Source organism: Pseudomonas sp. Z1-29, from assembly GCF_051131995.1.
Lineage (GTDB): Bacteria > Pseudomonadota > Gammaproteobacteria > Pseudomonadales > Pseudomonadaceae > Aquipseudomonas.
Window position 1 is genome coordinate 4,413,061 of the sequence record NZ_CP071645.1, and the last position, 23,794, is coordinate 4,436,854.

The 23,794-nt window shown below is 62.2% G+C and carries 26 protein-coding genes; 9 read left to right on the forward strand and 17 right to left on the reverse strand.

Translation table 11 applies throughout. From position 1 onward, the window contains the following. Positions 1-9: 9 nt before the first annotated feature. Complete coding sequence (locus tag J3P84_RS20005) at positions 10-1,188, forward strand: vWA domain-containing protein (RefSeq protein ID WP_305496176.1); 1,179 nt, start codon at positions 10-12, stop codon at positions 1,186-1,188. A gap of 60 nt (positions 1,189-1,248) precedes the next feature. Here the strand turns inward: J3P84_RS20005 and J3P84_RS20010 are convergent, their stop codons facing one another. The 7 genes from J3P84_RS20010 to J3P84_RS20040 form a co-directional block, all read right to left on the reverse strand. After that, complete coding sequence (locus J3P84_RS20010; protein WP_434625384.1) at positions 1,249-2,229, reverse strand: biotin-dependent carboxyltransferase family protein; 981 nt, start codon at positions 2,227-2,229, stop codon at positions 1,249-1,251. Next, a complete protein-coding gene (gene pxpB / locus J3P84_RS20015; protein ID WP_434625386.1) occupies positions 2,226-2,930 on the reverse strand; it encodes a 5-oxoprolinase subunit PxpB in 705 nt (234 codons plus the stop codon). The genes J3P84_RS20010 and pxpB overlap by 4 nt, the downstream gene beginning before the upstream one ends. Then, complete coding sequence (locus tag J3P84_RS20020; RefSeq protein ID WP_434625388.1) at positions 2,927-3,679, reverse strand: 5-oxoprolinase subunit PxpA; 753 nt, start codon at positions 3,677-3,679, stop codon at positions 2,927-2,929. The genes pxpB and J3P84_RS20020 overlap by 4 nt, the downstream gene beginning before the upstream one ends. 63 nt (positions 3,680-3,742) lie before the next feature. Beyond that, complete coding sequence (locus tag J3P84_RS20025) at positions 3,743-5,029, reverse strand: MFS transporter (RefSeq protein ID WP_434625390.1); 1,287 nt, start codon at positions 5,027-5,029, stop codon at positions 3,743-3,745. 295 nt (positions 5,030-5,324) lie between these two features. Continuing rightward, positions 5,325-5,867: a DUF2937 family protein gene (locus J3P84_RS20030; protein ID WP_305496181.1), complete on the reverse strand. Its 543-nt coding sequence runs from the start codon at positions 5,865-5,867 to the stop codon at positions 5,325-5,327. 12 nt (positions 5,868-5,879) lie between these two features. Next, entirely contained in the window at positions 5,880-6,656 is a 777-nt protein-coding gene (locus J3P84_RS20035; protein ID WP_434625392.1) for a class II glutamine amidotransferase, read from the reverse strand. Between the two features lie 31 nt (positions 6,657-6,687). Continuing rightward, positions 6,688-7,182 carry an MFS transporter gene (locus J3P84_RS20040; protein ID WP_305496183.1) on the reverse strand — a complete coding sequence of 165 codons (495 nt, stop codon included), beginning with the start codon at positions 7,180-7,182 and terminating at the stop codon, positions 6,688-6,690. 159 nt (positions 7,183-7,341) lie between these two features. Here J3P84_RS20040 and J3P84_RS20045 point away from each other — a divergent pair, with 159 nt between their 5' ends. Both J3P84_RS20045 and J3P84_RS20050 read left to right on the forward strand, forming a co-directional pair. Continuing rightward, complete coding sequence (locus J3P84_RS20045) at positions 7,342-9,396, forward strand: S9 family peptidase (protein WP_434625394.1); 2,055 nt, start codon at positions 7,342-7,344, stop codon at positions 9,394-9,396. A 210-nt stretch (positions 9,397-9,606) separates the two neighbouring features. Then, positions 9,607-10,080 carry a cyclic nucleotide-binding domain-containing protein gene (locus J3P84_RS20050; RefSeq protein WP_434625396.1) on the forward strand — a complete coding sequence of 158 codons (474 nt, stop codon included), beginning with the start codon at positions 9,607-9,609 and terminating at the stop codon, positions 10,078-10,080. A gap of 52 nt (positions 10,081-10,132) precedes the next feature. On the opposite strand, the gene J3P84_RS20055 is transcribed toward J3P84_RS20050, so the two are convergent. Continuing rightward, complete coding sequence (locus J3P84_RS20055; RefSeq protein ID WP_434625398.1) at positions 10,133-10,420, reverse strand: hypothetical protein; 288 nt, start codon at positions 10,418-10,420, stop codon at positions 10,133-10,135. Between the two features lie 76 nt (positions 10,421-10,496). On the opposite strand from J3P84_RS20055, the gene J3P84_RS20060 reads away from it, so the two are divergent. The 4 genes from J3P84_RS20060 (at position 10,497) to J3P84_RS20075 (ending at position 12,709) form a co-directional block, all read left to right on the forward strand. Beyond that, on the forward strand, positions 10,497-11,183 hold the full coding sequence (locus J3P84_RS20060) for a spermidine synthase (RefSeq protein WP_434625400.1): 687 nt from the start codon (positions 10,497-10,499) through the stop codon (positions 11,181-11,183). Between the two features lie 47 nt (positions 11,184-11,230). Next, positions 11,231-11,605, forward strand: a complete 375-nt coding sequence (locus J3P84_RS20065) for a YajD family HNH nuclease (protein WP_003184246.1) — start codon at positions 11,231-11,233, stop codon at positions 11,603-11,605. A 178-nt stretch (positions 11,606-11,783) separates the two neighbouring features. Further along, entirely contained in the window at positions 11,784-12,254 is a 471-nt protein-coding gene (locus J3P84_RS20070) for an RNA methyltransferase (protein WP_264432809.1), read from the forward strand. Between the two features lie 77 nt (positions 12,255-12,331). Beyond that, positions 12,332-12,709, forward strand: coding sequence for a YgaP family membrane protein (locus J3P84_RS20075; RefSeq protein WP_434625402.1), 378 nt, complete (start codon positions 12,332-12,334; stop codon positions 12,707-12,709). Positions 12,710-12,851: 142 nt separating this feature from the next. On the opposite strand, the gene J3P84_RS20080 is transcribed toward J3P84_RS20075, so the two are convergent. After that, positions 12,852-14,081, reverse strand: coding sequence for a hypothetical protein (locus J3P84_RS20080; RefSeq protein WP_434625404.1), 1,230 nt, complete (start codon positions 14,079-14,081; stop codon positions 12,852-12,854). A gap of 30 nt (positions 14,082-14,111) precedes the next feature. Beyond that, positions 14,112-14,561 carry a YcgN family cysteine cluster protein gene (locus tag J3P84_RS20085; protein ID WP_003184256.1) on the reverse strand — a complete coding sequence of 150 codons (450 nt, stop codon included), beginning with the start codon at positions 14,559-14,561 and terminating at the stop codon, positions 14,112-14,114. Positions 14,562-14,721: 160 nt separating this feature from the next. On the opposite strand from J3P84_RS20085, the gene J3P84_RS20090 reads away from it, so the two are divergent. Further along, positions 14,722-15,315 carry a nitroreductase family protein gene (locus J3P84_RS20090; RefSeq protein WP_434625406.1) on the forward strand — a complete coding sequence of 198 codons (594 nt, stop codon included), beginning with the start codon at positions 14,722-14,724 and terminating at the stop codon, positions 15,313-15,315. Positions 15,316-15,441: 126 nt separating this feature from the next. Here J3P84_RS20090 and J3P84_RS20095 read toward each other — a convergent pair whose 3' ends face one another. The 6 genes from J3P84_RS20095 to J3P84_RS20120 all read right to left on the reverse strand — a co-directional run bounded on the left by J3P84_RS20095 (position 15,442) and on the right by J3P84_RS20120 (position 21,947). Then, positions 15,442-16,374: a D-2-hydroxyacid dehydrogenase gene (locus J3P84_RS20095; protein ID WP_434625407.1), complete on the reverse strand. Its 933-nt coding sequence runs from the start codon at positions 16,372-16,374 to the stop codon at positions 15,442-15,444. Positions 16,375-16,493: 119 nt separating this feature from the next. Beyond that, positions 16,494-16,787, reverse strand: a complete 294-nt coding sequence (locus J3P84_RS20100; protein ID WP_434625409.1) for a YcgL domain-containing protein — start codon at positions 16,785-16,787, stop codon at positions 16,494-16,496. Then, on the reverse strand, positions 16,784-17,917 hold the full coding sequence (rnd, locus tag J3P84_RS20105; RefSeq protein ID WP_434625411.1) for a ribonuclease D: 1,134 nt from the start codon (positions 17,915-17,917) through the stop codon (positions 16,784-16,786). The genes J3P84_RS20100 and rnd overlap by 4 nt, the downstream gene beginning before the upstream one ends. Positions 17,918-18,038: 121 nt before the next feature. Next, positions 18,039-18,680 (reverse strand): class I SAM-dependent methyltransferase, encoded by a 642-nt coding sequence (locus J3P84_RS20110; protein WP_434625413.1) that lies wholly within the window; start codon positions 18,678-18,680, stop codon positions 18,039-18,041. A 72-nt stretch (positions 18,681-18,752) separates the two neighbouring features. Then, the gene (locus tag J3P84_RS20115) at positions 18,753-20,402 is read right to left on the reverse strand and encodes a phosphoethanolamine transferase (RefSeq protein WP_434625415.1); all 1,650 of its coding nucleotides are present in this window, start codon (positions 20,400-20,402) and stop codon (positions 18,753-18,755) included. A 162-nt stretch (positions 20,403-20,564) separates the two neighbouring features. Beyond that, positions 20,565-21,947, reverse strand: a complete 1,383-nt coding sequence (locus J3P84_RS20120) for a glutamine synthetase family protein (RefSeq protein ID WP_434625417.1) — start codon at positions 21,945-21,947, stop codon at positions 20,565-20,567. A gap of 494 nt (positions 21,948-22,441) precedes the next feature. Here J3P84_RS20120 and J3P84_RS20125 point away from each other — a divergent pair, with 494 nt between their 5' ends. Beyond that, positions 22,442-23,377, forward strand: a complete 936-nt coding sequence (locus J3P84_RS20125; protein ID WP_434625419.1) for a LysR substrate-binding domain-containing protein — start codon at positions 22,442-22,444, stop codon at positions 23,375-23,377. A gap of 3 nt (positions 23,378-23,380) precedes the next feature. Here the strand turns inward: J3P84_RS20125 and J3P84_RS20130 are convergent, their stop codons facing one another. Beyond that, positions 23,381-23,746: a 5-carboxymethyl-2-hydroxymuconate Delta-isomerase gene (locus J3P84_RS20130; RefSeq protein ID WP_434625421.1), complete on the reverse strand. Its 366-nt coding sequence runs from the start codon at positions 23,744-23,746 to the stop codon at positions 23,381-23,383. Positions 23,747-23,794 lie beyond the last annotated feature (48 nt).

The window sequence follows — 23,794 nt, forward strand, 5'->3', positions numbered from 1 at the left end:
GCGATTGCCATGCTGCTTAACCTGTTCAATGAGATGCGCGCCGCCAAGGTGCCGGTGTCGGTGCGCGAACTGCTGGACCTGATCAACGCGCTGAAACAGCGGGTGATCTTCGCCGACATGGACGAGTTCTATTACCTGTCCCGGGCCATCCTGGTGAAGGACGAACGGCACTTCGACAAGTTCGACCGAGCGTTCGGCGCTTACTTCAATGGCCTGGAAAAACTTGATGATCATCTGCAGGCGTTGATTCCCGAGGACTGGTTGCGCAAGGAGTTCGAGCGCTCCCTGACCGATGAGGAACGGGCGCAGATCCAGTCCCTGGGCGGTCTGGACAAGCTGATCGAAGAGTTCAAGAAGCGTCTGGAAGAACAGAAGGAACGCCACGCCGGCGGCAACAAGTGGATCGGCACCGGCGGCACCAGCCCGTTCGGTTCCGGCGGCTTCAACCCCGAAGGTATCCGGGTCGGCGACGCTGGCAAGCGCCAGGGCAAGGCCGTGAAAGTCTGGGACCAGCGCGAGTACAAGAACCTCGACGACCAGGTGGAACTGGGCACCCGCAACATCAAGATCGCCCTGCGCCGCCTGCGCAAGTTTGCCCGCCAGGGCGCGGCCGAAGAGCTGGACATCGACGGCACCATCGATCACACCGCCCGGGACGCTGGCCTCTTGAACATCCAGATGCGCCCGGAGCGACGCAACACCGTCAAGCTCCTGCTGCTGTTCGACATCGGCGGCTCGATGGACGCCCATGTGAAGATCTGCGAGGAGCTGTTCTCGGCCTGCAAGACCGAGTTCAAGCATCTGGAGTATTTCTACTTCCACAACTTCGTCTACGAATCGGTGTGGAAGAACAACCTGCGTCGCACCTCGGAGCGCACGTCGACCCAGGACCTGCTGCACAAATACGGCGCCGACTACAAAGTGATCTTTATCGGCGACGCGGCCATGGCCCCTTACGAGATCACCCAGGCCGGCGGCAGCGTCGAGCACTGGAACGAAGAAGCCGGTTATGTGTGGATGCAACGCTTCATGGAGAAGTACAAGAAGCTCATCTGGATCAATCCGTACCCGAAAGACACCTGGGGTTACACCGCCTCGACCAATATCGTCCGTGAGTTGGTGGAGGACCGGATGTATCCGCTGACGTTGCGAGGGTTGGAGGAAGGGATGCGGTTTCTTTCCAAATAAGATTTTTGGTGCCTTTCAGGGCCTCTTCGCGAGCAGGCTCGCTCCCACACTGAATCTTCGTCACATATGGGGTCCACCCTGTGGGAGCGAGCCTGCTCCGGGCGGCGATCCGACGAAGCTTTTAGCGGTTAACAACCCCCGCATACACTCAACCTGCTGCCGATGCGCAACGGCCTGCACCACCGGCCGCAACCGCAGCTGCGTCCCTGGCAGGCATTGCGCCAGCCGGGCCAGGGACAGCGGCGTCAAGGCGCCCAGGCGCGGATAACCGCCGATGGTCTGCCGATCATTGAGCAGCACGATCGGTTGGCCGTCCGGCGGCACCTGCACGGCGCCGAGCGGAATGCCTTCGGAAATCATCGCCGGGCCCTGGTATTCCAGCGCCGGACCGAGCAAGCGCATGCCCATGCGATCGGCGCGACTGTCCAGCGTCCATGGTGTATTGAAGGCGTCGAACAGGCTGCGTCCGCTGAACGCGCCATTTTGCGCACCGAGAATCAGGTCCAGCGGCTGCAGCTGCTGAAAATCCGGAATCCGCCTGTGGGGCATCGGCCGAGGCGTTGCCGAGCCTGAATAACTCAGCTGCTCACCGCGACTCAGCGCCCGCCCCCGCCCATCCAGGCCACCGAGTTCCTCGCGTACCACCGTCGCCCGGCTGCCCAGCACCGCGGGCGCATTAAAGCCGCCGGGAGCCGCCAGGTAGGCGCGGGCACCGAGCACCGGCTGAGTGAGCGCCAACGTCTGGCCTTGGCGCAGGCTGAAGAAGCGCCACGACGCCACGCCCTGGCCGTCTATCCGCGCGCCCAGGTCCGCACCGGCCAGCGCCAGCACGCAATCCTCCTCGGCCACCACGGTAAAACCGCCGAGGGTGATTTCCACCACTGCGGCATCCGGGGCGTTGCCCAGCATCCAGTTGGCCCAGCTCATCGACAGCCAGTCCGCCGCGCCGCCCTGGGTCACGCCCAGGTGCCTGACGCCAAAGCGGCCAGTATCCTGCAACAGGCACAGCGCTGTGCTGGCCTCGATCAACAAACGGCTCATGCCTGTGCCTCCAACGGTGTGTCGTCGCCGCCCAGGCCTATGAACTCAGCGTGATCGACAGCGGTAAAACGCACCGTGTCGCCGGGTTGCATCAGGCTGTAGCCGTCGCGCTCGCGGTCGAACAATTTGGTCGAGGTGCGGCCGATCAGGTTCCAGCCGCCAGGCGATACCACCGGATACGCGGCGGTCTGGCGCTCGGCGATTCCGACGCTGCCCGCCGCGACCCGTTTGCGTGGGGTGTCGAGTCGCGGTGCGGCCAGTTCCTCGTCCACCAGCCCCATGAAAGCGAATCCCGGCGCGAAGCCCAGGGCGAACACCTGATATTCCCGCTCACTGTGACGCTGGATGACTTGCGTCACCGTCAACCCGCTGCGGCTCGCCAGCAGGTCCAGCTCCGGCCCGACACTTGGGTCGTACCACACCGGCAGCACATGGCATTGCCCGGCGGACCGGGCATCCGGCGAGAGGTTGTTCAGCGCTTCGCCGATCAACTCGCGGGCCTGGTTCGGAGTCAGGGCGAGCAAATCGTAATGCACCATCAGGGTGGTGTAGGACGGCACCAGATCAATCAGATCATCGGCGAAAACCGCGCGCAGGCGCGCGCTGGCAGCGAGCATCCACGGCATGTTGGCCTCGGCGATTTCGTCGAACAGGCGCACCATCAGGCAGTCCACCGCCACCACTTCCACGCGTGGTTTCATGGCGCGCTCTGCCGGTCGAGGGCCTCGCGGATACGCTGCACGGCCGCCACGGAGCTGGCGTTGTCGCCGTGCACGCACAACGTATCGGCGTGCAGATTCAAGGCGCTGCCGTCGCTGGCCGTCAGCGCGTCGCTGCGGGCAATGGTCAGCGCCTGCCCGATGATCACCTCGGAATCGTGATGCACCGCCCCCGGCAACTGCCGCGAGACCAGGCGACCGGCGCTGTCATAGGCCCGGTCGGCGAAGGCTTCGAACCACAGGGTCACACCGTATTCGTCGCCCAGGGCCTGGGCGGCGCTGTTGTCCCGGGTCGCCAGCAGCATCAGCGGCAACTGCCGGTCATACGCGGCGATGGCCTCGATAACAGCACGCAGTTGCGCCGGGTTGGCCATCATGTCGTTGTACATCGCACCGTGAGGTTTGACGTAGCTGACCTGTCCACCCTGGGCCCGGCAGATACCGTCCAGGGCGCCGATCTGGTAGTGCAGCAGGTCTTGCAGCTCCTGGGCGCCATAGGCCATGGAGCGGCGGCCGAAGCCCGCCAGGTCCTGATAGGCCGGGTGCGCGCCGATCCGTACGCCGTGGCTCAGGGCGAGGCTGACGGTCTTGCGCATGATGCTCGGGTCGCCGGCATGAAAGCCGCAGGCGATGTTGGCGCAATCGATAAAGGGCATCACCTCGGCGTCCAGACCCATGGTCCAGTTGCCGAAGCTTTCGCCAATGTCGCAGTTCAGTAGCAGGCGGTTCACGGTGAACGCTCCTGTGGATTCTTTGTTATGGACCATGGGGATCGCGCCCCCACAGGTTATCAATCAGTCGGCTTCCAACTGCTTGCCCTGAGTCTCCGGCAGGCTCAGGGCCGCCAGGATCACCACGCCATAGGACACCGCCGCGAAGGCTCCGATGCCGACGCTCAGCGGCACCTTCTGGCTCAGGATACCGATCAACAGCGGAAACAGCGCCGCCACCGCGCGGCCAATGTTGTAGCAGAAGCCCTGCCCCGATCCGCGGATGCGCGTGGGGAACAGTTCGGTGAGGAACGACCCCATGCCGCTGAACATGCCCGAAGCGAAGAAGCCCAAGGGGAAGCCCAGCCACAGCATCACGTTGTTGCTCACCGGCACCTGGGTATACAGCAGCACGATAGTGAAGGAACCGACGGCAAACAGGACGAAATTCTTCTTGCGCCCGAGGATGTCGGATAGATAGGCGCTGATGACGTAACCCACATACGAGCCGACGATCACCATCGCCAGGTAGCCGCCGGTACTCAGGACGCTCAAGCCGCGCTCGTTTTTCAGGAAGGTCGGCAGCCAGGAGGTGATGGCGTAGTAGCCACCCAGCGCGCCAGTGGTCAGCAGCGAGGCTCGAATCGTCGTGAACAGAATGCCAGGGGCAAAAATCTCGTAGAACTTCGCCGGGTTCTCGGGCGTCAGCCGGGCCTTGGCCTGGTTATAGACTTCCGGATCCTTGACCAGCCGGCGAACGAAGATCACGAACACCGCCGGCACGATGCCGAGGATGAACAATGCGCGCCAGGCGTCTTCCGGCGGCAGCACCGAGAACAGCAGCGCATACAGAATCGCCGTCATGCCCCAGCCCAGGGCCCAGCCCGATTGCACCATGCCGACCGCCTTGCCACGGTCCTTGGCGCGAATCACTTCGCCCATCAACACGGCGCCGGCGGTCCACTCGCCGCCGAAGCCGAAGCCCATCAGCGTGCGGGCGATCAACAGTTGTTCGTAGTTCTGGGCGAAACCGCAGAGGAAGGTGAAGAAGGCGAACCACAATACCGTCAATTGCAACGTGCGCACCCGACCGATGCGGTCCGAGAGAATGCCCGCCACCCAGCCGCCGATGGCCGAAGCGATCAAGGTGCTGGTGTGAATCAGCCCCGCTTCACCCGTGCTGATGCCCCACATCGCGATGAGCGTCGGCACCACGAAGCTGAGCATCTGGGTGTCCATGCCGTCCAGGGCGTAACCGATCTTGCAGCTCCAGAAGGTGCGCCGTTCCTGCTGGTTGATGTTGCGATACCAATCGAACGGTCCGGAGCGGGCCTGGGGTTGGGGGACGCCGAGCGTGTCGGGTGCACTCATGGTGGTTCTCCACGGGTTTTATTGTTGTGAGTCTCGACGACGCTGACGTGGAGACCGTTGCCCCGATTCTTGAGCCCACGGTCGATCGCGTCCAACGAATAAAACCTTGGCCGGGTCATAAGAAAAAGTTGATTGGGTAGGTTGGGCACGCGCCGTTGTGGCGAGGGGATTTATCCCCGCTGGGCTGCAAAGCAGCCCCATCAGTAACCCTGTCTGATACTGCATGCGGCCTTGTTGGGGCCGCTTCGCGACCCAGCGGGGATAAATCCCCTCGCCACAGGAGCCCAGCGCGGCGCTACAGTCCGCGCAGGTCACGCTCTTCGATCGGCCGGCTCTGGCGCAGGCGCTTGCCACCCAGCACCACCCAGTCGATCAGGCGGAACAGGCATTCCAGGCCGAACGACAGCAACATCGCGCCGCTGATGCCCCAGATCATCGCCTCGGGGGTCAGCAGGATCTGGTAGCTGTAGCCGTTCCAGGTTTCCTTGCGGATGTCCGGATCGGCGGCCAGGGCCACCTGCAGCAGGCGGATGTACCACGGGCCCTGCATTGCCTGGAACTGCTTGTCCAAAGCCTGCTGGCGCACGAGCAAGGTGTTCAGGCTGTCGGCATCGCTGCGAAAGATCGGGTCTTCGCTGGCGCGGTAATGCGCCACCAGGGCCTGCATGTCACCCTTGAAGAACTGGTTGGCGGTGCCCTGGAACCCCTGCAGGCCAGTCTGCGCCTCGATCAGGTGGGCCTCGACCCGCTTGGCGTAATCATTGACGAAGCCCGGCACCTGGACCCCAACCAGCAGGCCCACCGCGAACAACACCAACCGTAGATAACTGAGCAACATAACGTGACGTCCTTATTCGGTCCGGCCGTGGCTGACGCATTCGCCGCGTCGCCACAGGCTCCATTGGCCCGGTTCGTAGCGGGTCCAGGTTTCGTTTTCGGTCAAGGGTTCGGTGGCAATCACCGTGACCACGTCGTTGGGCGTGGTTTCGGCCTGGAAATCGACAATCACGTCCACATCCTTCAGCCGCGCCGGGCCGAACGGTGCGCGCCGGGTGATCTGCGCCAGTTTGGTCGAGCAATAGCAGAACAGCCAGTCGCCGTCGCTGAGCAGGCAATTGAATACGCCCTTGCTGCGGTATTCGCTGCACGCCTCGATCAAGGCCGGCAGCAACTGCTCGACCTCCACCGGCTCAGGATAAGCCTGGCGCACGCGGTTGAGCAGGTCGCAGAATGCCGCCTCGCTGTCGGTATCGCCCACCGGGCGGTAGAAACTCACGCCCGGCTGGAAATCGGCGAGCTGGCCGTTGTGGGCGAAACACCAGTTGCGCCCCCACAACTCCCGCACGAACGGGTGGGTGTTAGACAGGCAGACCTTGCCGACGTTGGCCTGGCGGATGTGACCGATGACCACTTCGCTCTTGATCGGATAGCGTTGCACCAGGTTCGCCACTTCCGACTCGCTGCTGGCGGCCGGGTCCTGGAACAGGCGCAGGCCACGGCCTTCATAAAAAGCGATGCCCCAGCCGTCGCGGTGCGGCCCGGTCCTGCCGCCGCGCTGCATCAGCCCGGTGAAGCTGAAGACGATATCGGTCGGCACATTGGCGCTCATGCCCAATAACTCACACATGCTCGAACCCTCGTTTGATTGGGCAGCCCGGTTACAGGCGCGGTTCGATACGCGAACGCTGGGGATTGCTCGGCACGGGTGGGCGACCATAACGGTCATCACCGGCCACGCCGAACGCAGGCTCGTCGTCAGGCTCGGCAGCGGCGGCCGCTTTGGCTGCGGCGGCCCGCTCCTGGCGAGCCTTGGCCGCGCGTTCGACAGGAATACGGATCAGCACCAGGACCAGATAGAGGCCGAAGGCGATCATGGCGTACATGAGCAGGTCGGACGCTGCGCGCCAGACGTTGTTGCCAACCTTGAAGAGCAAGTCCAGGGCGGCAATGGCCAGCGCCGGGGCGACCTTTTCCTTCACCGGGTCGACGATGGTCGGGCTGAACAGCAACACCGCCATCAGCAGCCGCAGCGGCTCGCGCAACCAGCGCCACATGAAGCGGGTCATGCGCATCCACACCAGGAGGCAGCCGAGGGCGGCGAAGGCGTAGAGACCCCAGGCAATCAGATAATCGTTCTCGGTCATGGTGTCCATGGCAAGGCAGGCAAAGAGGCGCTTATAGTAACGGCTTTTCGCTCGTCAGGCTGCCCCGGCATCTGCCGGATGCCCGGCGGGGTGAGTTTTTCGGTCCGGCTACCGAACTGACCCCGTCGGCCACTTGTCCCTGTTCGTACCATGCTTGAGAGTTTTTCCATGCCCCTATCCGCCCACGTTCCCGACGCCCCGATTGCCCGCAAGGCCCCCGGTGTTGACCCCTACGCCTGGCTGCAGGAGCGCGACACCGACGCCGTGCTCGAATACCTGAAGGCTGAAAACAGCTACCAGCAAGCCCGGCTCGCCGATCAGGCCGAACTGCGCGAAACGCTGTTCCAGGAAATCAAGGGACGAATCCTCGAAACCGACCTCTCCCTGCCTTCGCCCTGGGGCCCTTACCTGTATTACACCCGCACCACGGCGGGCGATGAATACGCTCGCCATTACCGTTGCCCGCGTCCGGCCGATGACAGCCTGACGGTCGATGAAAGTCGTGAGCAGCTGTTGCTGGACCCGAACGCGCTGGCCGACGGCGGTTTCTTCTCCCTCGGCGCGTTCAGCATCAGCCCCGACCATCAGCGTCTGGCCTACAGCCTGGACACCAGCGGCGATGAGATCTACACGCTGTTCGTCAAGGAGCTATCCAACGACAAGGTCAGCGAGCTGTCCTTCGAAAACTGCGACGGCAGCATGACCTGGGCCAACGACAGCCTGACGCTGTTCTTCGGCGAACTTGACGATACCCATCGCCCGCACAAGCTGCTGCGCTATCGCCTGGACGGCACCGCCGCCGAAGAAGTGTTCCATGAGCCGGACGGGCGCTTTTTCCTGCATTGCTACCGTTCAAGCTCCGAGCGGCAGTTGATCCTGTCCCTGGGCAGCAAGACCACCAGCGAAGTCTGGGTGCTGGACGCGGCGCAACCACAACAACCGTTTACCTGCGTCGCGCCACGGGTAGAGAACCACGAATACGATGTCGACCATGGCCTGCTCGAAGGACAATGGACCTGGTTCATCCGCAGCAACCGCGACGGCATCAATTTCGCCCTGTACCAGGCGCCCGATATGGGCGAAGCGCCGGCCGAAGCCGACTGGCAGAACCTGATCCCCCACAGTGACACGGTGATGATCGACGGCCTGAGCCTGAACGGCAGCGCCATGACATTGAGCCTGCGCGAGGGCGGCCTGCCGATCATCGAAGTCCACCCACAAGGTTTACCGGCCTATCGGGTGCAATTGCCGGACGCGGCCTACAGCCTGCACGTGCAGAACAGCCTGGAGTTTGTCAGCGAGCGCATTCGCCTGCGCTACGAAGCGCTGAATCGTCCGGCGCAGATCCGCCAGCTGGACCTGGCCAGCGGTGTTCAAGTCGTACTCAAGCAAACCCCGGTACTGGGTCCGTTTGATGCCGATGCGTATGTCAGCCAACGGCTTTGGGCGACGGCACCGGACGGTACGCAAGTGCCCATCAGCGTGGTGGTCAAGCGTGAGGCCTTGGGCAAGCCCGTGCCGCTGTACTTGTACGGCTACGGCGCCTATGGCGAAAGCCTCGACCCGTGGTTCTCCCATTCGCGCTTGAGCCTGCTGGATCGTGGTGTAGCGTTTGCCATCGCCCATGTGCGTGGCGGCGGCGAACTGGGCGAGGCCTGGTATCGCGCCGGCAAGCAGGAGCACAAGCACAACACTTTCAGTGATTTCATCGCTTGCGCCGAGCACCTGATCGCCCAGGGCTTCACCTCGGCCGATCAGTTGGCGATCAGCGGCGGCAGCGCCGGTGGCCTGCTGATCGGCGCAGTCCTCAACCAACGCCCGGAGCTGTTCAAGGTGGCGATCGCCGAAGTGCCGTTCGTCGACGTGCTCAACACCATGCTCGACCCCGAACTGCCACTGACCGTGACCGAATACGACGAATGGGGCAACCCCGAGGAGCCGGACGTCTATGATCGGATCCGGGCCTACGCGCCGTACGAAAACGTCCGCGCCCAGGCGTATCCGGCAATGCTGGTGATCGCCGGCTACAACGACAGCCGCGTGCAGTACTGGGAAGCGGCCAAGTGGGTGGCGAAACTGCGCGCGACCAAGACCGACGAAAACCCGCTGCTGCTCAAGACCGAACTGGGCGCTGGCCATGGCGGCATGAGCGGCCGCTACCAGGGATTGCGTGACGTAGCGCTCGAATATGCATTTGTCTTGAAGGTTTTGCGCGTGGCTTGAGGAACTCTGCGGGATGGCTGGGTCTTAGCTCCATACCTGGCTCGACTGGATCAAATGTGGGAGCGAGCCTGCTCGCGATGACGGTGGACCGGCCTGCCCCAACGTTGGCTGACAGACCGAATTCGCGAGCAGGCTCGCTCCCACAGGGAATCGCCTTACATTCAAGACAATCCAAAACCGCAGAACACGATAAGAAAAGACCGTGACGACATGTCAGAACCGACCTTACTGAACAACCAAATTCGCGACTGGCTGATGGACTGTGGTCTCTTCGACCAACTGCTGCCCGTCGACTTCGCCGCGGCATCGGGCTATTTCAGCATCAGTACCGTCGCCCAGGGCGAAGCGATTTTTCGCGAGGGCGATGCCGGCAGTTTCATGTGCATCCTTCACACCGGCCAGGTGGCCGTGCAGAAAACCGGCCCCGACGGCCAGCCCGTGACCATCGCCACGCTGCGCAGCGGCCGCGCCTTCGGCGAAATGGCCGTGCTCGACGGCGAACGACGCTCGGCCAGTTGCATCGCGGCCACCGATTGCCAGTTGTTGAACCTGGGCAAGGACTCCCTGGAAAAAATGCTCAACGACGCACCGAAGATCGCCGCCAAGATCATCCGCGCCCTTGCCGTCTCCCTGTCCAAGCGCCTGCGCATGGCCGACGGGCAGTTGCTGTCGCAGCAGGTGTAGCGCTTTCTATCTCTAAATACAGAACCTGTGGGTATTGTGTGGTGTTGGCGATCTAACCCCCCGGCGACTTGGCCTTCGGCGGCTTCGGCTCCATGCCCGGGATCGGCTGGTCCTTCGGCGGCCTGGGCATTTCGATCGGCGGCAACAGCGGCGGGCCGCCACCCGGTGGGGCAGCCTTGGGCACGCCGTTGGGCGTGACCGGCGGATATGGCATGGGCGTGGCGGTGCCCGGCGCCCCGGGAATGCTCGGCGGGTTCACGGGAATCGTCGGCTGCTGCGCCTGGGCGCAACTTATCGAGAGCGCCGCCACGGCAATGGCCGTTAGAATGGTGCACTTCATCAATGGCTCCGTGGCTATTGTCTGCTTTCAGGCTAGTCCCAACCGGGCCGGTCTGCCCCATTCCCATGAGATTTCCATGAAACGTTTCGTTCTGCTCGACACCACGCCCATTCCCGACAACGGCGGTGCCTTGTGCCTTTTCGAGTATGGCGAAGACTTCGTCATCAAGATCCAGGGCGGTGACGGCGGACAGTTGATGAATACCCGCATGCACGGTTCCGAAGATGCCCTGGCCGAGATTCCCTGTCGCAAGGTCGCCGGCCGTCCCGGCTCGCGGGTGCTGATCGGTGGTCTCGGCATGGGCTTCACCCTCGCCTCCGCCCTCAAACAACTGGGCAAGAGCGCCGAAGTGGTAGTGGCTGAACTGGTCCCGGGGGTGGTCGAGTGGAACCGCGGCCCCCTCGGCGAAAAGGCCGGGCGACCGCTGTCGGACCCGCGCACCGTGATCCGCATGGAAGACGTCGCCAAGGTCCTGCAAGCCGAGCCGCAGGGGTTCGACGCGATCATGCTGGATGTCGACAACGGCCCGGAAGGCCTTACCCAGAAAGCCAACAGTTGGCTGTATTCGGCCGGTGGCCTCGCCGCGTGCGCCAAGGCGCTGCGCCCCAAGGGCGTGCTGGCGGTATGGTCGGCCAGCGCTGACCGGCAGTTTTCCGACAAGCTGAAAAAGGCCGGCTTCAAGGCCGAAGAGGTGCAAGTGTTCGCCCATGGCAACAAAGGCACCCGCCACACCATCTGGATTGCCGAGAAGCTCAAGGGCTGAGCTAAACTCTGTCCAACCGTCATCAGTCTTTTTACAAAGGTGAACCCATGAGTTCGTCCACCCCACCGTCCAACACCGCCAAGCTCGACCGCATCCTCGCCGACGCCCAGCGCGACCGGGAAATGGGCTACCGCGACAAAGCCCTGAAAATGTACCCCCACGTCTGCGGTCGCTGCGCCCGTGAGTTTTCCGGCAAGCGCCTGAGCGAACTGACCGTCCATCACCGTGACCACAACCACGACAACAACCCGCAGGACGGTTCCAACTGGGAACTGCTGTGCCTGTACTGCCACGACAACGAGCACTCGCGCTACACCGACCAGCAATACTTCGGCGACGGCTCCCTGAGCACGCCGAAGATCGCCAAGGCGACGCATAACCCCTTCGCCGCGCTGGCCGGGTTGATGAAAAAAGACGAGTGAGCCCGCAAGGCCGCCTTCGCGAGCAGGCTCGCTCCCACATTGGATTTTTGCTGTTCACAAAATGCTGTGGGAGCGAGCCTGCTCGCGAAAGCGGTCAACCAGCCACCACTGATCTCGAACCTGACCACCCTCCCCCATTCCCCGTATAATCGCGCCTTTTCCCAAAGGCACCCCGTCCGTGGCCAACAAACGCTACAGCTGCATCGGTCTGTTCAACCCCAAGTCGCCGGAAAACGTCGGTTCGGTCATGCGTGCCGCCGGCTGTTACGGCGTCGCGTCGGTGTTCTACACCGGCAAGCGCTACGAACGCGCTGCCGACTTCGTTACCGATACCAAGAAAGTCCACTACGACATCCCGCTGATCGGCATCGACGACCTGAAAAAAATCCTGCCCCTGGGCTGCGTGCCGGTGGCCGTCGAACTGGTGGACGGCGCCCGCCCCTTGCCCGAATACACCCATCCGGACCGGGCCCTGTACATCTTCGGCCCGGAAGACGGTTCCCTGGACAAGGACATCCGCGACTGGTGCGAAGATGTGATCTATATCCCCACCAACGGCTGCATGAACCTGGCCGCTACAGTCAACGTCGTGCTCTACGACCGCATGGCCAAAGGCAACAACACCCGCTCGGGGCCGCAATTTCGCTGACCGGCGGGAAATTCCATGGAACGACGGATTCGCTCTGGCAGTCAGCTTTATACACATCCCCACACTGGAGACAGATCATGAGCGACAACAATCCGTTCGGGCCGGTTGAGACCACCCCTTTCCAAACCCGCAGCCAGCAGAACGTGCACGGCTGGGAGCGCATTGGGTCACTGGCCGGTGGGGTGCTGATGATGGGCAAGGGCTTGCGCCGCGGCGGTGTGATCGGCCTGGCCCAACTGGCAATCGGCGGCATGGCCCTGGCCCGCGGCATCACCGGGCATTGTTCGGCCAAGACCCTGCTGGAAAAAAATCGTCAGCACCTGCACGACGCCCGCGCCCGGATCGAGCAGGCCGGCGATGAACTGAGCCGCATGAAAACCAATGCCGAGGCGGCTACCGGTACCGCTACGGTGACGGGGAATGATTCGTTGGTTTCGCCGAAGGCTGGGCTCTGAGCGGACAGATGCGTAGAGGCTGATGGCCCCTTCGTCGGAACGCCGCCCGGAGCAGGCTCGCTCCCACAGGGAGTTGGTTGATTACAAAGGGTAAGTCAACCGAAGATCCAGTGTGGGAGCGAGCCTGCTCGCGAAAGCGGTGTTACTGAAGTAACCGCGTATCCAGAACGCTGGAGCCCCCGCCCAGGATGCTCTCACTGAGCTGCACAAACTCCTCGGTGTCGACGGTTTCCAAGCGCATCGCCCCTTGCAGCACATCATCCAGCGAACGCTTGTTGCGGGTTTTCAGGCGAATTTCCCGATCCAGCTCCTGCAACAGCAACACCGCCTTGGACACCATCGCCGGGCTCACCTGTTCACCACGCAACATCGTGACGCCCTTGCTGTCCCGGGCGAGTCGATCATTCAATGCCTGGTAACGCTCGTCGCTCATGCCGCCGGCACGGCGCAGCAATTCGATGGCGTAATACTCGTTGAGCCCTTCGCTGATCCAGTCGCTGCGATCATGATCGTTGATGCGCGCCAGCACCTGGATCAACTCCCGCAATAACGGGCTGCTGCCACGTTCGCTGACCAGCGCCGGACGGCTGTGCAGGTAAATCGATTCATGGCCGCCCTGGGCGCCACGCCACATCGGATCGCCCGCGCCAACGATCAACAGCTTGGCCGGATGGCGCGGCACGATTGCCTGCACCTGCGGCCAGACGAAGGTCAGCAGTGTCAGCACGTCCATCCGCCGCATGCCCTGGCCTCGCGGCGAAGCCACGGTCACTTCGGTCTCGCCCAGGCGCGTGCGGCGGCTGCCGAGCTTGCCGGCCAGCATCCAGCCCGTCGGCCGGTCGAACAGGCGCGAAGGGTTGTCGATGCGAAAACGCTGCTTGCCGATACGCGGCCAGGGCGTCTCGATGCTTTGCCAGCCACCCGGCAATTCGAATTCCAGGCGTGACACCAGCTCGGTGCCGTCCTGCTGATCCAGCCTGGCTGGCGGTACCAGATCATCACCGCGCAGGAGCGCCCATCCGGGGGTCATGCGGGTCTCAAAGGAGCCGTTTTTGCGCGACTCGCTGAGGCGGACGCGATAAGTCAGGCTCGCCTTGTCGGCGGCTGGGCGCCAGACGCCCCGAGCTTCGTGACCGGGAGTCAGTTGCCACTGGCCATCGGCTTTGAAATCACTGTAGCGACCATCGCCCCCAAGGTCGAAATCCAGGCTGCGCACCGCCGAGCCCCGCGCCAGCGTCAGGCGCACTTCGGCCTGGTCGCTCTGCGGCAACAGGTGGACGTGATAATCCAGATCGACTTTCTGCGCGGCCCACAGCGGTCCGCTCACCGCCAGCAGCCCGGCCGCCAGCATCCGTTTCAATCCTGCAGCCATGGGTTCTCCCGGGGTGCGATGGCGGATGTTTCAGCCGGCGCGGAAAATCAGGTGATCTTCCCAATCCTCTTCAGCCACGCTGCCTTCGGCGAGCATGCGCCCGGATTGGGAAATGCGTTCGTGATGCACCGCGTCGCGGTCGCCGCAGACCAGATGGTGCCAAAGCGGCAGGTCCTTGCCCTCGCTGACCAGGCGATAGCCGCAGGTTGGCGGCAACCATTTGAACTCATCGGCCTTGCCCGGCGTGAGCTGGATGCAATCAGGAACAAAGTCGCGACGATTGGGGTAATCGGTGCACTGACACGTCTTCAGGTCGAGCAACTTGCAGGCGATGCGCGTGTAGTAGACGCTGTTGTCGTCTTCGTCTTCGAGCTTTTGCAGGCAGCACAGGCCACAGCCGTCACACAGCGATTCCCACTCCTGTGAATCAAGCTGATCGAGGGTTTTGCGTATCCAGAACGGTTCGACTTTGGCGGCCATGGCTCAAGCATCAACATCACGTGGTGAAAAGGCCGACAGTCTAGTGCCGGGGCCTCTTGAGGCCAAGCATTGGCGACTGTCGGTACAAGGGGGCTTGTCAGCCCGGATGTCTGGACGTAGGTTGCTTCATCACGTTCCCGATCCCAGCCAAGGTAAGCCCATGAGTGCCAATCCCCGCATCGCCGAATACGCCATCCACCCCCAATTCATCGAACGCTGGTCGCCCCGCGCTTTCACCGCTGAAAGCATTTCCCAAGAAACCCTGCTGAGCTTCTTCGAAGCCGCGCGCTGGGCGCCTTCGGCCTATAACTCGCAGCCGTGGCGTTTCCTGTATGCCCGTCGCGACACGCCGAACTGGGAGCGTTACCTGGGCCTGCTCAACGAATTCAACCGTGGCTGGGCCCAACACGCCTCGGCGCTGGTGATCATCGCCTCGAAAACCACCTTCGCGGTGCCCGGCGCCACCGAGGAAACCCCGGCCCAGTGCCACACCTTCGACACGGGCGCGGCCTGGGGCCACCTGGCGTTGCAAGCGAGCCTCAGCGGCTGGCACACCCACGGCATGGCCGGCTTCGACCAGGACCTGACCCGCAAGGAACTGAAGATACCCGACGGCTACGCTCTGCACGCGGCCGTGGCGATTGGCAAGCTGGGAGACAAATCGACGCTGGCCGACTACCTCCAGGCCCGCGAAGTGCCGAGCCCGCGCCGGCCGTTGAGCGAGCTGGTGGCCGAGGGTGATTTCACCCTCTGATCTCGACACAATCCCTGTGGGAGCGAGCCTGCTCGCGAAAGCGCCCAGTCAGACATAGGGATGTCGACTGACACACCGCTTTCGCGAGCAGGCTCGCTCCCACAATGGACCGCATTGAATGCCGGATCAGTAGCCCCGACTGAAATCCACTTCCCCGCGCAACGCTTCGCCGGCCTCATAGGCGCGCAGGTTCTCCAGGAACAACTGCACCATCATCGGCGGCGACGTCGGTGCGGAGCTGTGGCCGGTCAGCAACAATCCCCAGGCGGTCCAGAACGGATGGCGCTGTGGCAACGGCTCCTGGCGGCACACGTCGATTACCGCACCGGCCAGGTGCCCGTCCTGCAACGCTTGCACCAGGTCCGCATCGACCACGGCCACGCCACGGCCGACATTGATGAACAGCCCGGTGGGTTTGAATTGCTTGAACAACGCCGCGTCGTAGATATCGTGAGTGTCCGGTGTATTCGGCAACAGGTTGATCACGTAGTCCACCTCGCCCACCAGACGGGGCAAGTCCTGCAACGCGCCAACTTCAATAAACGGCGCCAACTCCCGAGCTTCACTGGCGATGCCGTACAACTGCACGCCAAATGGCACCAGGAACTCAGCCACGCGGCGACCGATATCGCCGGTCCCGACGATCAATACCTTGCGGCCCGCCAGGCTCTGGCTCTGGCGATTATCCCATTTGCGCTCCACCTGGCTGACCAGGCGCGCCAGGACTTCGCGCTCATGCCCGAGCATGTAGGTGAGCACATATTCGGCCATGACCTGGCCAAAAATGCCCACCGCGCGGGTCAGACGGTAGTCACGGGTCAGGCCCTCGGCCAGCAGCGGCGTGATCCCCGCCCAGGTCGATTGCAACCAACGGGGCTTGTGGCCCTGACGCAACAAGGTCGCCAGCAAGTCCGGCTGGCCGAGCCAGACCGGGCAATCGGCGGCCAGGCGTGACAGTTCAGCGGAGTCGCCGCTGGTCAGGATTTCGATATCGGCTGCAGCCTGGCGCAGGAGCTGGGCATACATCGCGTGGTCGTGTTCGGCAATCAGAACGCGCATGAATCAAACCTTTCAAAAACAGTGCAAACGACCGCCGACAGAGTGTTGCTCCATCTTCGCGGCCATCCCGATAATCATTCCAGTGTTTCGAGAGCCCCCAGGACGGACGCCCAAGGCAATCAGACCGGGTCGTTGCGGCGCAACAACTCTTCGGGCAGATGCTCGATGTACTCGTCTTCCGCCGGTGGCATCTGCAGGTGATAACCCTGGGTATCGAGGTTCTCAAGCACCTTGTTGATGTCTTCGCGGGACAATTGCCGCTCCGGGCTCAGAACCAGGTCGAAGGCATGGATCGCCTTGCCGAAGGCCGCCATCAATGGCTCAGGCACACGCTTCAAGGCGTCGCTCTTGAGCACATACAGGTACATCTCGTTTTTTTTCGAGCTTCGGTAGATGGAGCAGATACGTTTCAAGGCTGTTCTCCGGCGGTGGCCAGGCTGTCGAGCAGCGCCTGGCCCATCAACTCGCGGCGCCAGCCACGCAGCGAATCGGGCAGTTGGTAAGGTCCCTCGGGATAGCCGCTCTTGATCAGGGCTTCAAGGGTTTTCTTGCGTAACATCAATTCAGGCGCAATGCCCAGGCGCTCGGCTTCAGCCTGGCCCAGCGCCTTGAGGCGCTTGAGCAGCGCCGCGGCCTCGATGGGCAGCGGCTCGGCCACGGCGGGCGGCCATTGTTCGGGCGGCACGCTGCCGGCACGCTTGATCAGGTCCAGCAGGAATTCGCCGTCCTGACGCACCGTGCGCGGGTGCATGTCTTCTATTTTTGCCAGCGCGCCGAGGTTATCCGGTTGCGTGCGGGCCAGGGGCCACAGCGAATGCTCGCGGAGGATGCGGTTACGTGGCAGGTCACGGGCTCGCGCCTCGCGTTCGCGCCAGGCGTACAACTCGCGCAGCACGGCCAGTTGCGCACGGGAGAGCTTCCAGGCCAGCTTGGCGTCGCGGTAGACCTCATACGGGTCGATTTCACGCCGCAGGTTGGCCACCAGTTCGGCGCCATCCTCCAGCACCCAGGCGTATTTTTCGCCGGAAAGTTTCGGGCGCAACTCGACGAAAACTTCCGCCAGGTGCACGGCATCCTCGGCGGCGTAGCTGATCTGCGTCTCGGAGAGGGGCCGCTGCAACCAGTCGGAACGGGTCTCGCCCTTGGGCAACTCGATACCCAGCACTTCCTGCACCAGCCGCGAGTAACCCATCGAAAAGCCCAGGTTCAGGTAAGCGGCGGCCAGCTGGGTGTCGAACAGCGGCGCGGGCAGGCTGCCCGTCAGGCGCAGCAAGACTTCCAGATCCTCGCTGCAGGCATGCAACACCTTGAGCACAGCCGGGTTCTCCAGCAGCGCAGCCAAGGGTTGCCAGTCATCAATGGTCAATGGGTCGATCAGGTAGGCGCTTTTACCGTCACCGATCTGCAGCAAGCCGGCAATGGGATAAAAGGTGTCGACCCGCATGAATTCGGTGTCGAGGGCGACGAATGGCAACTGTTGCCATTCGGCGCAAAACCGCCCGAGGCTATCGTTGTCGCGAATCCAGTGAATATCGATGGCCACACGGCTCTCCCTTGAAGAATGGCGCGCAGTATATATCGCCGTCGGCGATTGCGAGCATCTACGGAGCAAGAGCTTTAGAGAAATCGCCTGCGCAAACGCAAGAATAGTCCTACATCAGCGGTTAACTGGTCTTACGTAATACATAAACTCGCTTCAAGGCGAAACCGGGCAGGAAATCCTGATACCACTGCACGCTGAAACCGGCCTCGATAAACTCGGCTTCGACCCGGGCCCGGTCGACCAGGCGCCTGGGTGGCGGCTGGCCGGTTCTCAGCCGGCCCTCGATCTGGACCGACACGATCACTGTGTCGCGGCTGACCCGATGGAATTCGCGCAGCAACGCCAGGCGATGCTCGCTGGCCTGGATATGCAGAAACAGTTGCAGACAAAAAATACAGTCCACCGCGTTCGCGGATAGCCCGAGGGTGAACGCGGAACTCGGGAAGGTCCTGACCCGCTCAAGTAACGCTTCGTCGTGGTGGGCGAGCGCGTGATCAAGCATTTGCGGCGACGGGTCCGCCGCGAGGATCACCCGGTTGGCATGTTCGGCCAGCACCGGCCAGAAGCGCCCCGCCCCGCACGCCACATCCAGCACCAGGCCGGGCTCGCCGGCGGCCTTCAGAGCGTTGCGCACCAACTGCTCGTCACGCCAGAACACCAGGCGCAACCGCCGAGGCGCCGGTTGATGGCAGGTTTGCGCATGCTCCTGCTCGTGCTGTCGGGTGAATTCAAGCTCGACGGTGGATGGGGATTGCCCGGGCATACTCACAGCTCAGTAAAAATAAGTGAGCAACAGCTTAAACAGTGCCGCGTGAAAAAAAGGTGTAGGAAACTTCTACTCACGGGCCAGCACGCCGTCGATGACTGCGCCGCGACAACCGGCAAACATGTCCAGCTCCTGGTTGTAGACCTTGCTGTTGACCTCCAGCAGCCCGAGCATCGAATGAAACAGGTTGTCCTGACTGAGGGGTTTGTCCCGACTCAGTTGCAGGCAATGCGTGTCGACCGAGAAGGCTTTCTGATAACCGTCGGAGAACCAGGCCAGCATCGCCACATGTTTCTGTTGCTCCGGAGCGAGCATATAAGGCGTGCCATGGAGGAACAGGTTGTATTCGCCAAGCGACTCGCCATGGTCCGACAGGTACAGCATGGCCGTGTCGACCTTGTCCTGATTTATCCGCAGCAGGTCAATCAGGGTCGACAGCACGTGGTCGGTGTATACCAGCGTATTGTCGTAGCCGTTGACGATGCTTTCGCGGCTGCAATTATTCAACGCGTTGCTTTCACACACCGGGGTGAAATGCTCGTACTCCTTGGGATAACGCTTGAAGTATTCCGGTCCGTGGCTGCCCATCTGGTGCAACACCAGCACCGTGTCCTTGTCGAGGGTATCGATGAACTGCTGCAGGCCCTGGAGCAGGATTTCATCGCGGCATTCACTGTTGGCACACAGGGCCGGGTCCTTGAGATTACTCACGTCCTGCACCGCAACCCGATCACAGGTGCCTTTGCAGCCGGACTGGTTGTCGCGCCAGATCACTTCCAGTCCGGCGCGCTTGAGCACATCCAGCAGGCCCTCTTCGTTCTTGGCCTTGCTCGCGTCGTAGTTCTTGCGGCCCATGTTGGAAAACATGCACGGCACCGACACGGCGGTCTCGGTGCCGCAGGAATGCACGTCGGTAAAGGCAATCAGGCCGGCCTCTTTATCCAACTGCGGCGTGGTATCGCGGTGATAGCCGAGAATGCCAAAGTTCTCTGCACGCGCGCTCTCGCCCACCACCAGCACCGTCAGGGATTTGCGCCCATGGGTTTGCCAGGCCGGGTTGCGCTGCGCATCCTCGCCCAATGTAATGAACGGCTGCTTGGCCGAGGCGACCTGCTCGCGCAAGTAGCCGATCGAGGCGCCGATGTAGTTGCTCGGCACCACCATCAGATGCAACTCGTGATGATTGCGAAACAGCGAAGACAACCCTTGGTAATTGATCAAGGCAACCCCGCCCAACAGCGCAGCCGAGACGACGCCGACGAGCAACTTGCTTAACAACTCCCTGGGCCAGCGACGATAACTTATCGGGGTCTTGAACAGTAACCATGCAGGCAGTACACCTAACAGTAAAAGGTAGCCAAACAACTTTAACGACAACAGGTCACGCACTTCCGTGGCATTGGTTTCGGCAAAGTTACGCAACATGCCGGCATCAATCAAAACACCGTATTGGGCCATGAAATAAGCGACCCCGGCGCTGATCATGAACAACAGCATCAACAACGGCTTGAGCAGCGGACGGAACGCCACCAGTGTCAGCACCAGGTTGAACGCGCAGAACACCATCACGGCAAACGCCATGCACAGCAACACACCGTGTCCGTCCGCCGCCGTGATGGCGAGCAGGTGCTCCCAGAGAATGGCGTTGAAGCCCACTAACAAAAAGGCACTGGCGACCAGCGTCACCCACTCGGGGCGCACGGCTTTAATAGTCAGCATGAGGGTTGGAGACTTCCTGAAAGTTGCTCTTTAAAAAGACCTGCCGTAGGCAAATGTGAAAAATTCATTTGCTACGGCAACACAAACTTTAGGCAATCCACCATCAATTTTTCGTGAAAAAGTTGCTGTTAAATAATTTTTCAACAGCCACTTCAAAACACTTCAGGCCTGGTTCAGGTACCAACGCCAATCCTGCTCGCCGACCTCGCCCATGAACTGGCGATATTCGGCGCGCTTGACCGCCAGGTAGACGCCAAGGAATTCATCCCCCAACGCGTCCCGCGCCCATGTCGAAGATTCAAGGGCACGTAAGGTGGTCAGCCAGTCGGTGGGCAACAATTGGCTCGCCTGGGCGTATCCGTTGCCCTCGACAGGCGCTCCGGGATCGCGCTGTTCGCATATGCCAAGATGGATACCGGCCAGGATCGCCGCTGCGGCCAGGTACGGATTGGCATCGGCACCACAGATACGGTGTTCGATGTGCCGAGAAAAGGCCGGGCCACCCGGGACTCTCAGGCTGACGGTGCGGTTGTCCACGCCCCAGGTCGCAGCCAGCGGCGCGTAGCTGTGGCTTTGGAAACGGCGGTAGGAATTGGCATTAGGGCAAAACAACAGCAGCGAATCGAGCAAAGTCGCGAGCATCCCGCCCACCGCATGACGCAGCAACGGCGTGCCGTCGGCGGCTTCGCTGGCAAACAGGTTATTGCCCTCCCGGTCGGCGAGACTCACATGCATGTGCATGCCGGAACCCGCCAGATGATCGAACGGTTTGGCCATAAAACAGGCAGCCATGCCGTGCTGGTGCGCCACGCCCTTGACCAGCCGTTTGTAGCGCACTGCGTCATCCATGGCTTGCAGGGCATCGGTGCGGTGTTCAAGCGTGATCTCGACCTGCCCCGGCGCGTATTCGGAAATGGCCGTACGGGCCGGGATACCCTGCAGCTTGCAGGCCGCATAAAGATCGGCGAGGAAGGGCTCGATCTGCTCCAGCTCACGCAAACCATAGACCTGGGTGGAACGCGGCCTGCTCCCATCTGCGTCCCGCGCCGGTTGCGGCCGCCCCTCGCTGTCCCGTTGCGCATCCAGCAGGTAGAACTCCAGCTCCGCCGCCATCACCGGGTAATAACCCTGCGCCTGCAAGGCTTCGATCACCCGACTGAGCAGATAGCGCGGATCGGCGATGGCCGCCGGCATGCCCTCCCGGGGATGCATGCCGACTTGCACGGCGGCGGTAGGAATCCGCCGCCACGGCATGCGCTGCAAGCTGCCGCTGATGGGGTAGGCACGACAATCGATATCACCGACGTCCCAGACCAGGCCAGAGTTCTCAACATCGTCGCCATTGAGCGTCAGTCCGAGGATCGTGCTCGGCAGTGGCCGGCCACTCTGGTAGACCGCGAGCAGCTCGTCCCGATGCAGCCACTTGCCCCGAGGCACACCGTTGTTATCCACGATAAACAATTCGAACAGCTCGATATCCGGATTCTGTGCCAGGAACGCCTGGGCTTGCTGCACGGAGGCAAAAGAAGATTCGACAAGACTCATGGGAACGCTCGTATTTTCGTGTCGGACGGGCGATCAGGCACCGTCATCCTGTGCTCGCTATCAACGAGCACGGTTCAAGGAATCAACAGGAAATACGGCCATCCGGAGGACGTGCGTGGCGACAATGCCAGAGGGCCCAGAACGCCAGTTCGCAGGGCAGCGCAAAGGATGCTGGAGGCACGGCAGGCGGTTGGGCGCCGACCAGGACGATGGCGGCGCACGGCGGGTATTGAAATGCGACAGGCCAACCATCCATAGGAGCATCACGGAAAAACATTCGACAAGAGCCTCCCATGACGCCAGGAGCCGTTAAACCAGGATTTGATGGAGTCTGCGTTGGCGTCGGCTAAACAATCGTCTTCGCCATGCCGGCTGAACACCGTCTTGCCAGCGGGAAAAGCAGCGGTCGGCATTCTCTGCACACGCTCGTTCCGTTAGGATCAAAACCTGTTTGCGCACGCCCCGCGCAAGGAGCACAGCGAGAGACAGAACGGATGCTGAACAGCAACACCCTCAGAAAGCTCGACATGCAGGACCTCATGGTGTTCAGCGCCGTATTCGAGCAAGGCAGCGTCACCGGTGTGGCGGAAATCCTCTGCGTCAGCCAGTCAACGGTCAGCTACAGCCTGAAAAAGTTGCGGGCCTGCTTTGACGACGAACTGTTCATCAACACCCGGACCGGCATGCGCCCCACCTTCAAGGCCGAAGGCATGCACGAGCATGTGCGCAGCATCTTGCAAAGCATCAACCTCTGCCATGCCGGCACGCCGGCCTTCGATCCGACCCGGCAGGCCGTGACCTTCGAGATTTGCGCACCGGAATACTTTGAACAGCTGCTCCTGCCACAACTGCTGCAAGGCTTCGATCATGCAGACCTGCCCGTCGTGGTGAACGTGCACAAGCTCGGAGCCGATATTCCCGTTGATGACTTGCGTGACGGCAGCCTGGACCTGGTGATCTGTTTCGGCCCCCATTTCCACAGCAGCCATGCCGATCTCAAGACCCAACGCCTGCTGGAAGAAGAACTGGTCTGCGTGACAGACAAACGGTCGGCTCCGCTGGAATCGCCGTTGAGCATCGAAGCGTTCGTACAGCGTCGACACGTTTTCCCCACGCCTTGGGCGTCGCCCACCAACATGGTCGACGGCTGGCTGACGCGGCAGGCTCGGCAACGGCAGATCGCCGCACGTGCCAACAGTTACGGCGCGGCGTTGAAGATGATCACCGGTACCGATTTCCTCCTGACCCTGCCCCGTCGCATCCAGCAATTGCTGGCCAGCGCAGCGACATTCCAGCACTGCCGGGCGCCGGCGGGCTTGCCGGGATTTACCCTGGACATGCAATGGAGCCTTGCGGCCGATCAGGACAGCGCCAACGCCTGGCTGCGTGAACAGATCGTCAAGGCCTGTCCCGGGCAAGACCTCGCTTGAACCTCAAAGACCGATGGCGGCCTTGGCGTAGGGGCCGCGGTCGATATCGAGGACTTCCACGCACAGTTGCACGCTCACACCGGCGGGCCATGGGCCAAGATCCTGGATCACCGCCAGCAGGCTATCGGCCAGCTGCTTCTTGATTTCCGGCGAACGGCCGCTCAGCAAAGCCAGCTTCACATGCACGAACCCACGCTCCCCCATGCCGGTGCCGACGCGAAACGTATCGATTTTCACGGCCCGGCTCTTGATGTCGAACTCGGCGGCGAACTGACCGGATGCCACCAGTGCGTTGTTCATGCGCAACAGCGCGACGTCGGCGTTCAGCTCGGTCAGGTTGGCGGTGTACTCCATGTGCAAGTGAGGCATGTGTTCGACTCCGTTTCGAAAAGATGATGTTGGGATGACAGTCGGCGC

Excerpts from the sequence above, each read along its gene's own strand:
- J3P84_RS20005 (WP_305496176.1), top strand. The coding sequence starts at position 10 with ATGCTGCTTAACCTGTTCAATGAGATGCGCGCCGCCAAGGTGCCGGTG.
- J3P84_RS20010 (WP_434625384.1), bottom strand. The coding sequence starts at position 2,229 with ATGAGCCGTTTGTTGATCGAGGCCAGCACAGCGCTGTGCCTGTTGCAG.
- pxpB (WP_434625386.1), bottom strand. The coding sequence starts at position 2,930 with ATGAAACCACGCGTGGAAGTGGTGGCGGTGGACTGCCTGATGGTGCGC.
- J3P84_RS20025 (WP_434625390.1), bottom strand. The coding sequence starts at position 5,029 with ATGAGTGCACCCGACACGCTCGGCGTCCCCCAACCCCAGGCCCGCTCC.
- J3P84_RS20030 (WP_305496181.1), bottom strand. The coding sequence starts at position 5,867 with ATGTTGCTCAGTTATCTACGGTTGGTGTTGTTCGCGGTGGGCCTGCTG.
- J3P84_RS20035 (WP_434625392.1), bottom strand. The coding sequence starts at position 6,656 with ATGTGTGAGTTATTGGGCATGAGCGCCAATGTGCCGACCGATATCGTC.
- J3P84_RS20040 (WP_305496183.1), bottom strand. The coding sequence starts at position 7,182 with ATGGACACCATGACCGAGAACGATTATCTGATTGCCTGGGGTCTCTAC.
- J3P84_RS20045 (WP_434625394.1), top strand. The coding sequence starts at position 7,342 with ATGCCCCTATCCGCCCACGTTCCCGACGCCCCGATTGCCCGCAAGGCC.
- J3P84_RS20050 (WP_434625396.1), top strand. The coding sequence starts at position 9,607 with ATGTCAGAACCGACCTTACTGAACAACCAAATTCGCGACTGGCTGATG.
- J3P84_RS20055 (WP_434625398.1), bottom strand. The coding sequence starts at position 10,420 with ATGAAGTGCACCATTCTAACGGCCATTGCCGTGGCGGCGCTCTCGATA.
- J3P84_RS20060 (WP_434625400.1), top strand. The coding sequence starts at position 10,497 with ATGAAACGTTTCGTTCTGCTCGACACCACGCCCATTCCCGACAACGGC.
- J3P84_RS20065 (WP_003184246.1), top strand. The coding sequence starts at position 11,231 with ATGAGTTCGTCCACCCCACCGTCCAACACCGCCAAGCTCGACCGCATC.
- J3P84_RS20075 (WP_434625402.1), top strand. The coding sequence starts at position 12,332 with ATGAGCGACAACAATCCGTTCGGGCCGGTTGAGACCACCCCTTTCCAA.
- J3P84_RS20080 (WP_434625404.1), bottom strand. The coding sequence starts at position 14,081 with ATGGCTGCAGGATTGAAACGGATGCTGGCGGCCGGGCTGCTGGCGGTG.
- J3P84_RS20085 (WP_003184256.1), bottom strand. The coding sequence starts at position 14,561 with ATGGCCGCCAAAGTCGAACCGTTCTGGATACGCAAAACCCTCGATCAG.
- J3P84_RS20090 (WP_434625406.1), top strand. The coding sequence starts at position 14,722 with ATGAGTGCCAATCCCCGCATCGCCGAATACGCCATCCACCCCCAATTC.
- J3P84_RS20095 (WP_434625407.1), bottom strand. The coding sequence starts at position 16,374 with ATGCGCGTTCTGATTGCCGAACACGACCACGCGATGTATGCCCAGCTC.
- J3P84_RS20110 (WP_434625413.1), bottom strand. The coding sequence starts at position 18,680 with ATGCCCGGGCAATCCCCATCCACCGTCGAGCTTGAATTCACCCGACAG.
- J3P84_RS20115 (WP_434625415.1), bottom strand. The coding sequence starts at position 20,402 with ATGCTGACTATTAAAGCCGTGCGCCCCGAGTGGGTGACGCTGGTCGCC.
- J3P84_RS20120 (WP_434625417.1), bottom strand. The coding sequence starts at position 21,947 with ATGAGTCTTGTCGAATCTTCTTTTGCCTCCGTGCAGCAAGCCCAGGCG.
- J3P84_RS20125 (WP_434625419.1), top strand. The coding sequence starts at position 22,442 with ATGCTGAACAGCAACACCCTCAGAAAGCTCGACATGCAGGACCTCATG.
- J3P84_RS20130 (WP_434625421.1), bottom strand. The coding sequence starts at position 23,746 with ATGCCTCACTTGCACATGGAGTACACCGCCAACCTGACCGAGCTGAAC.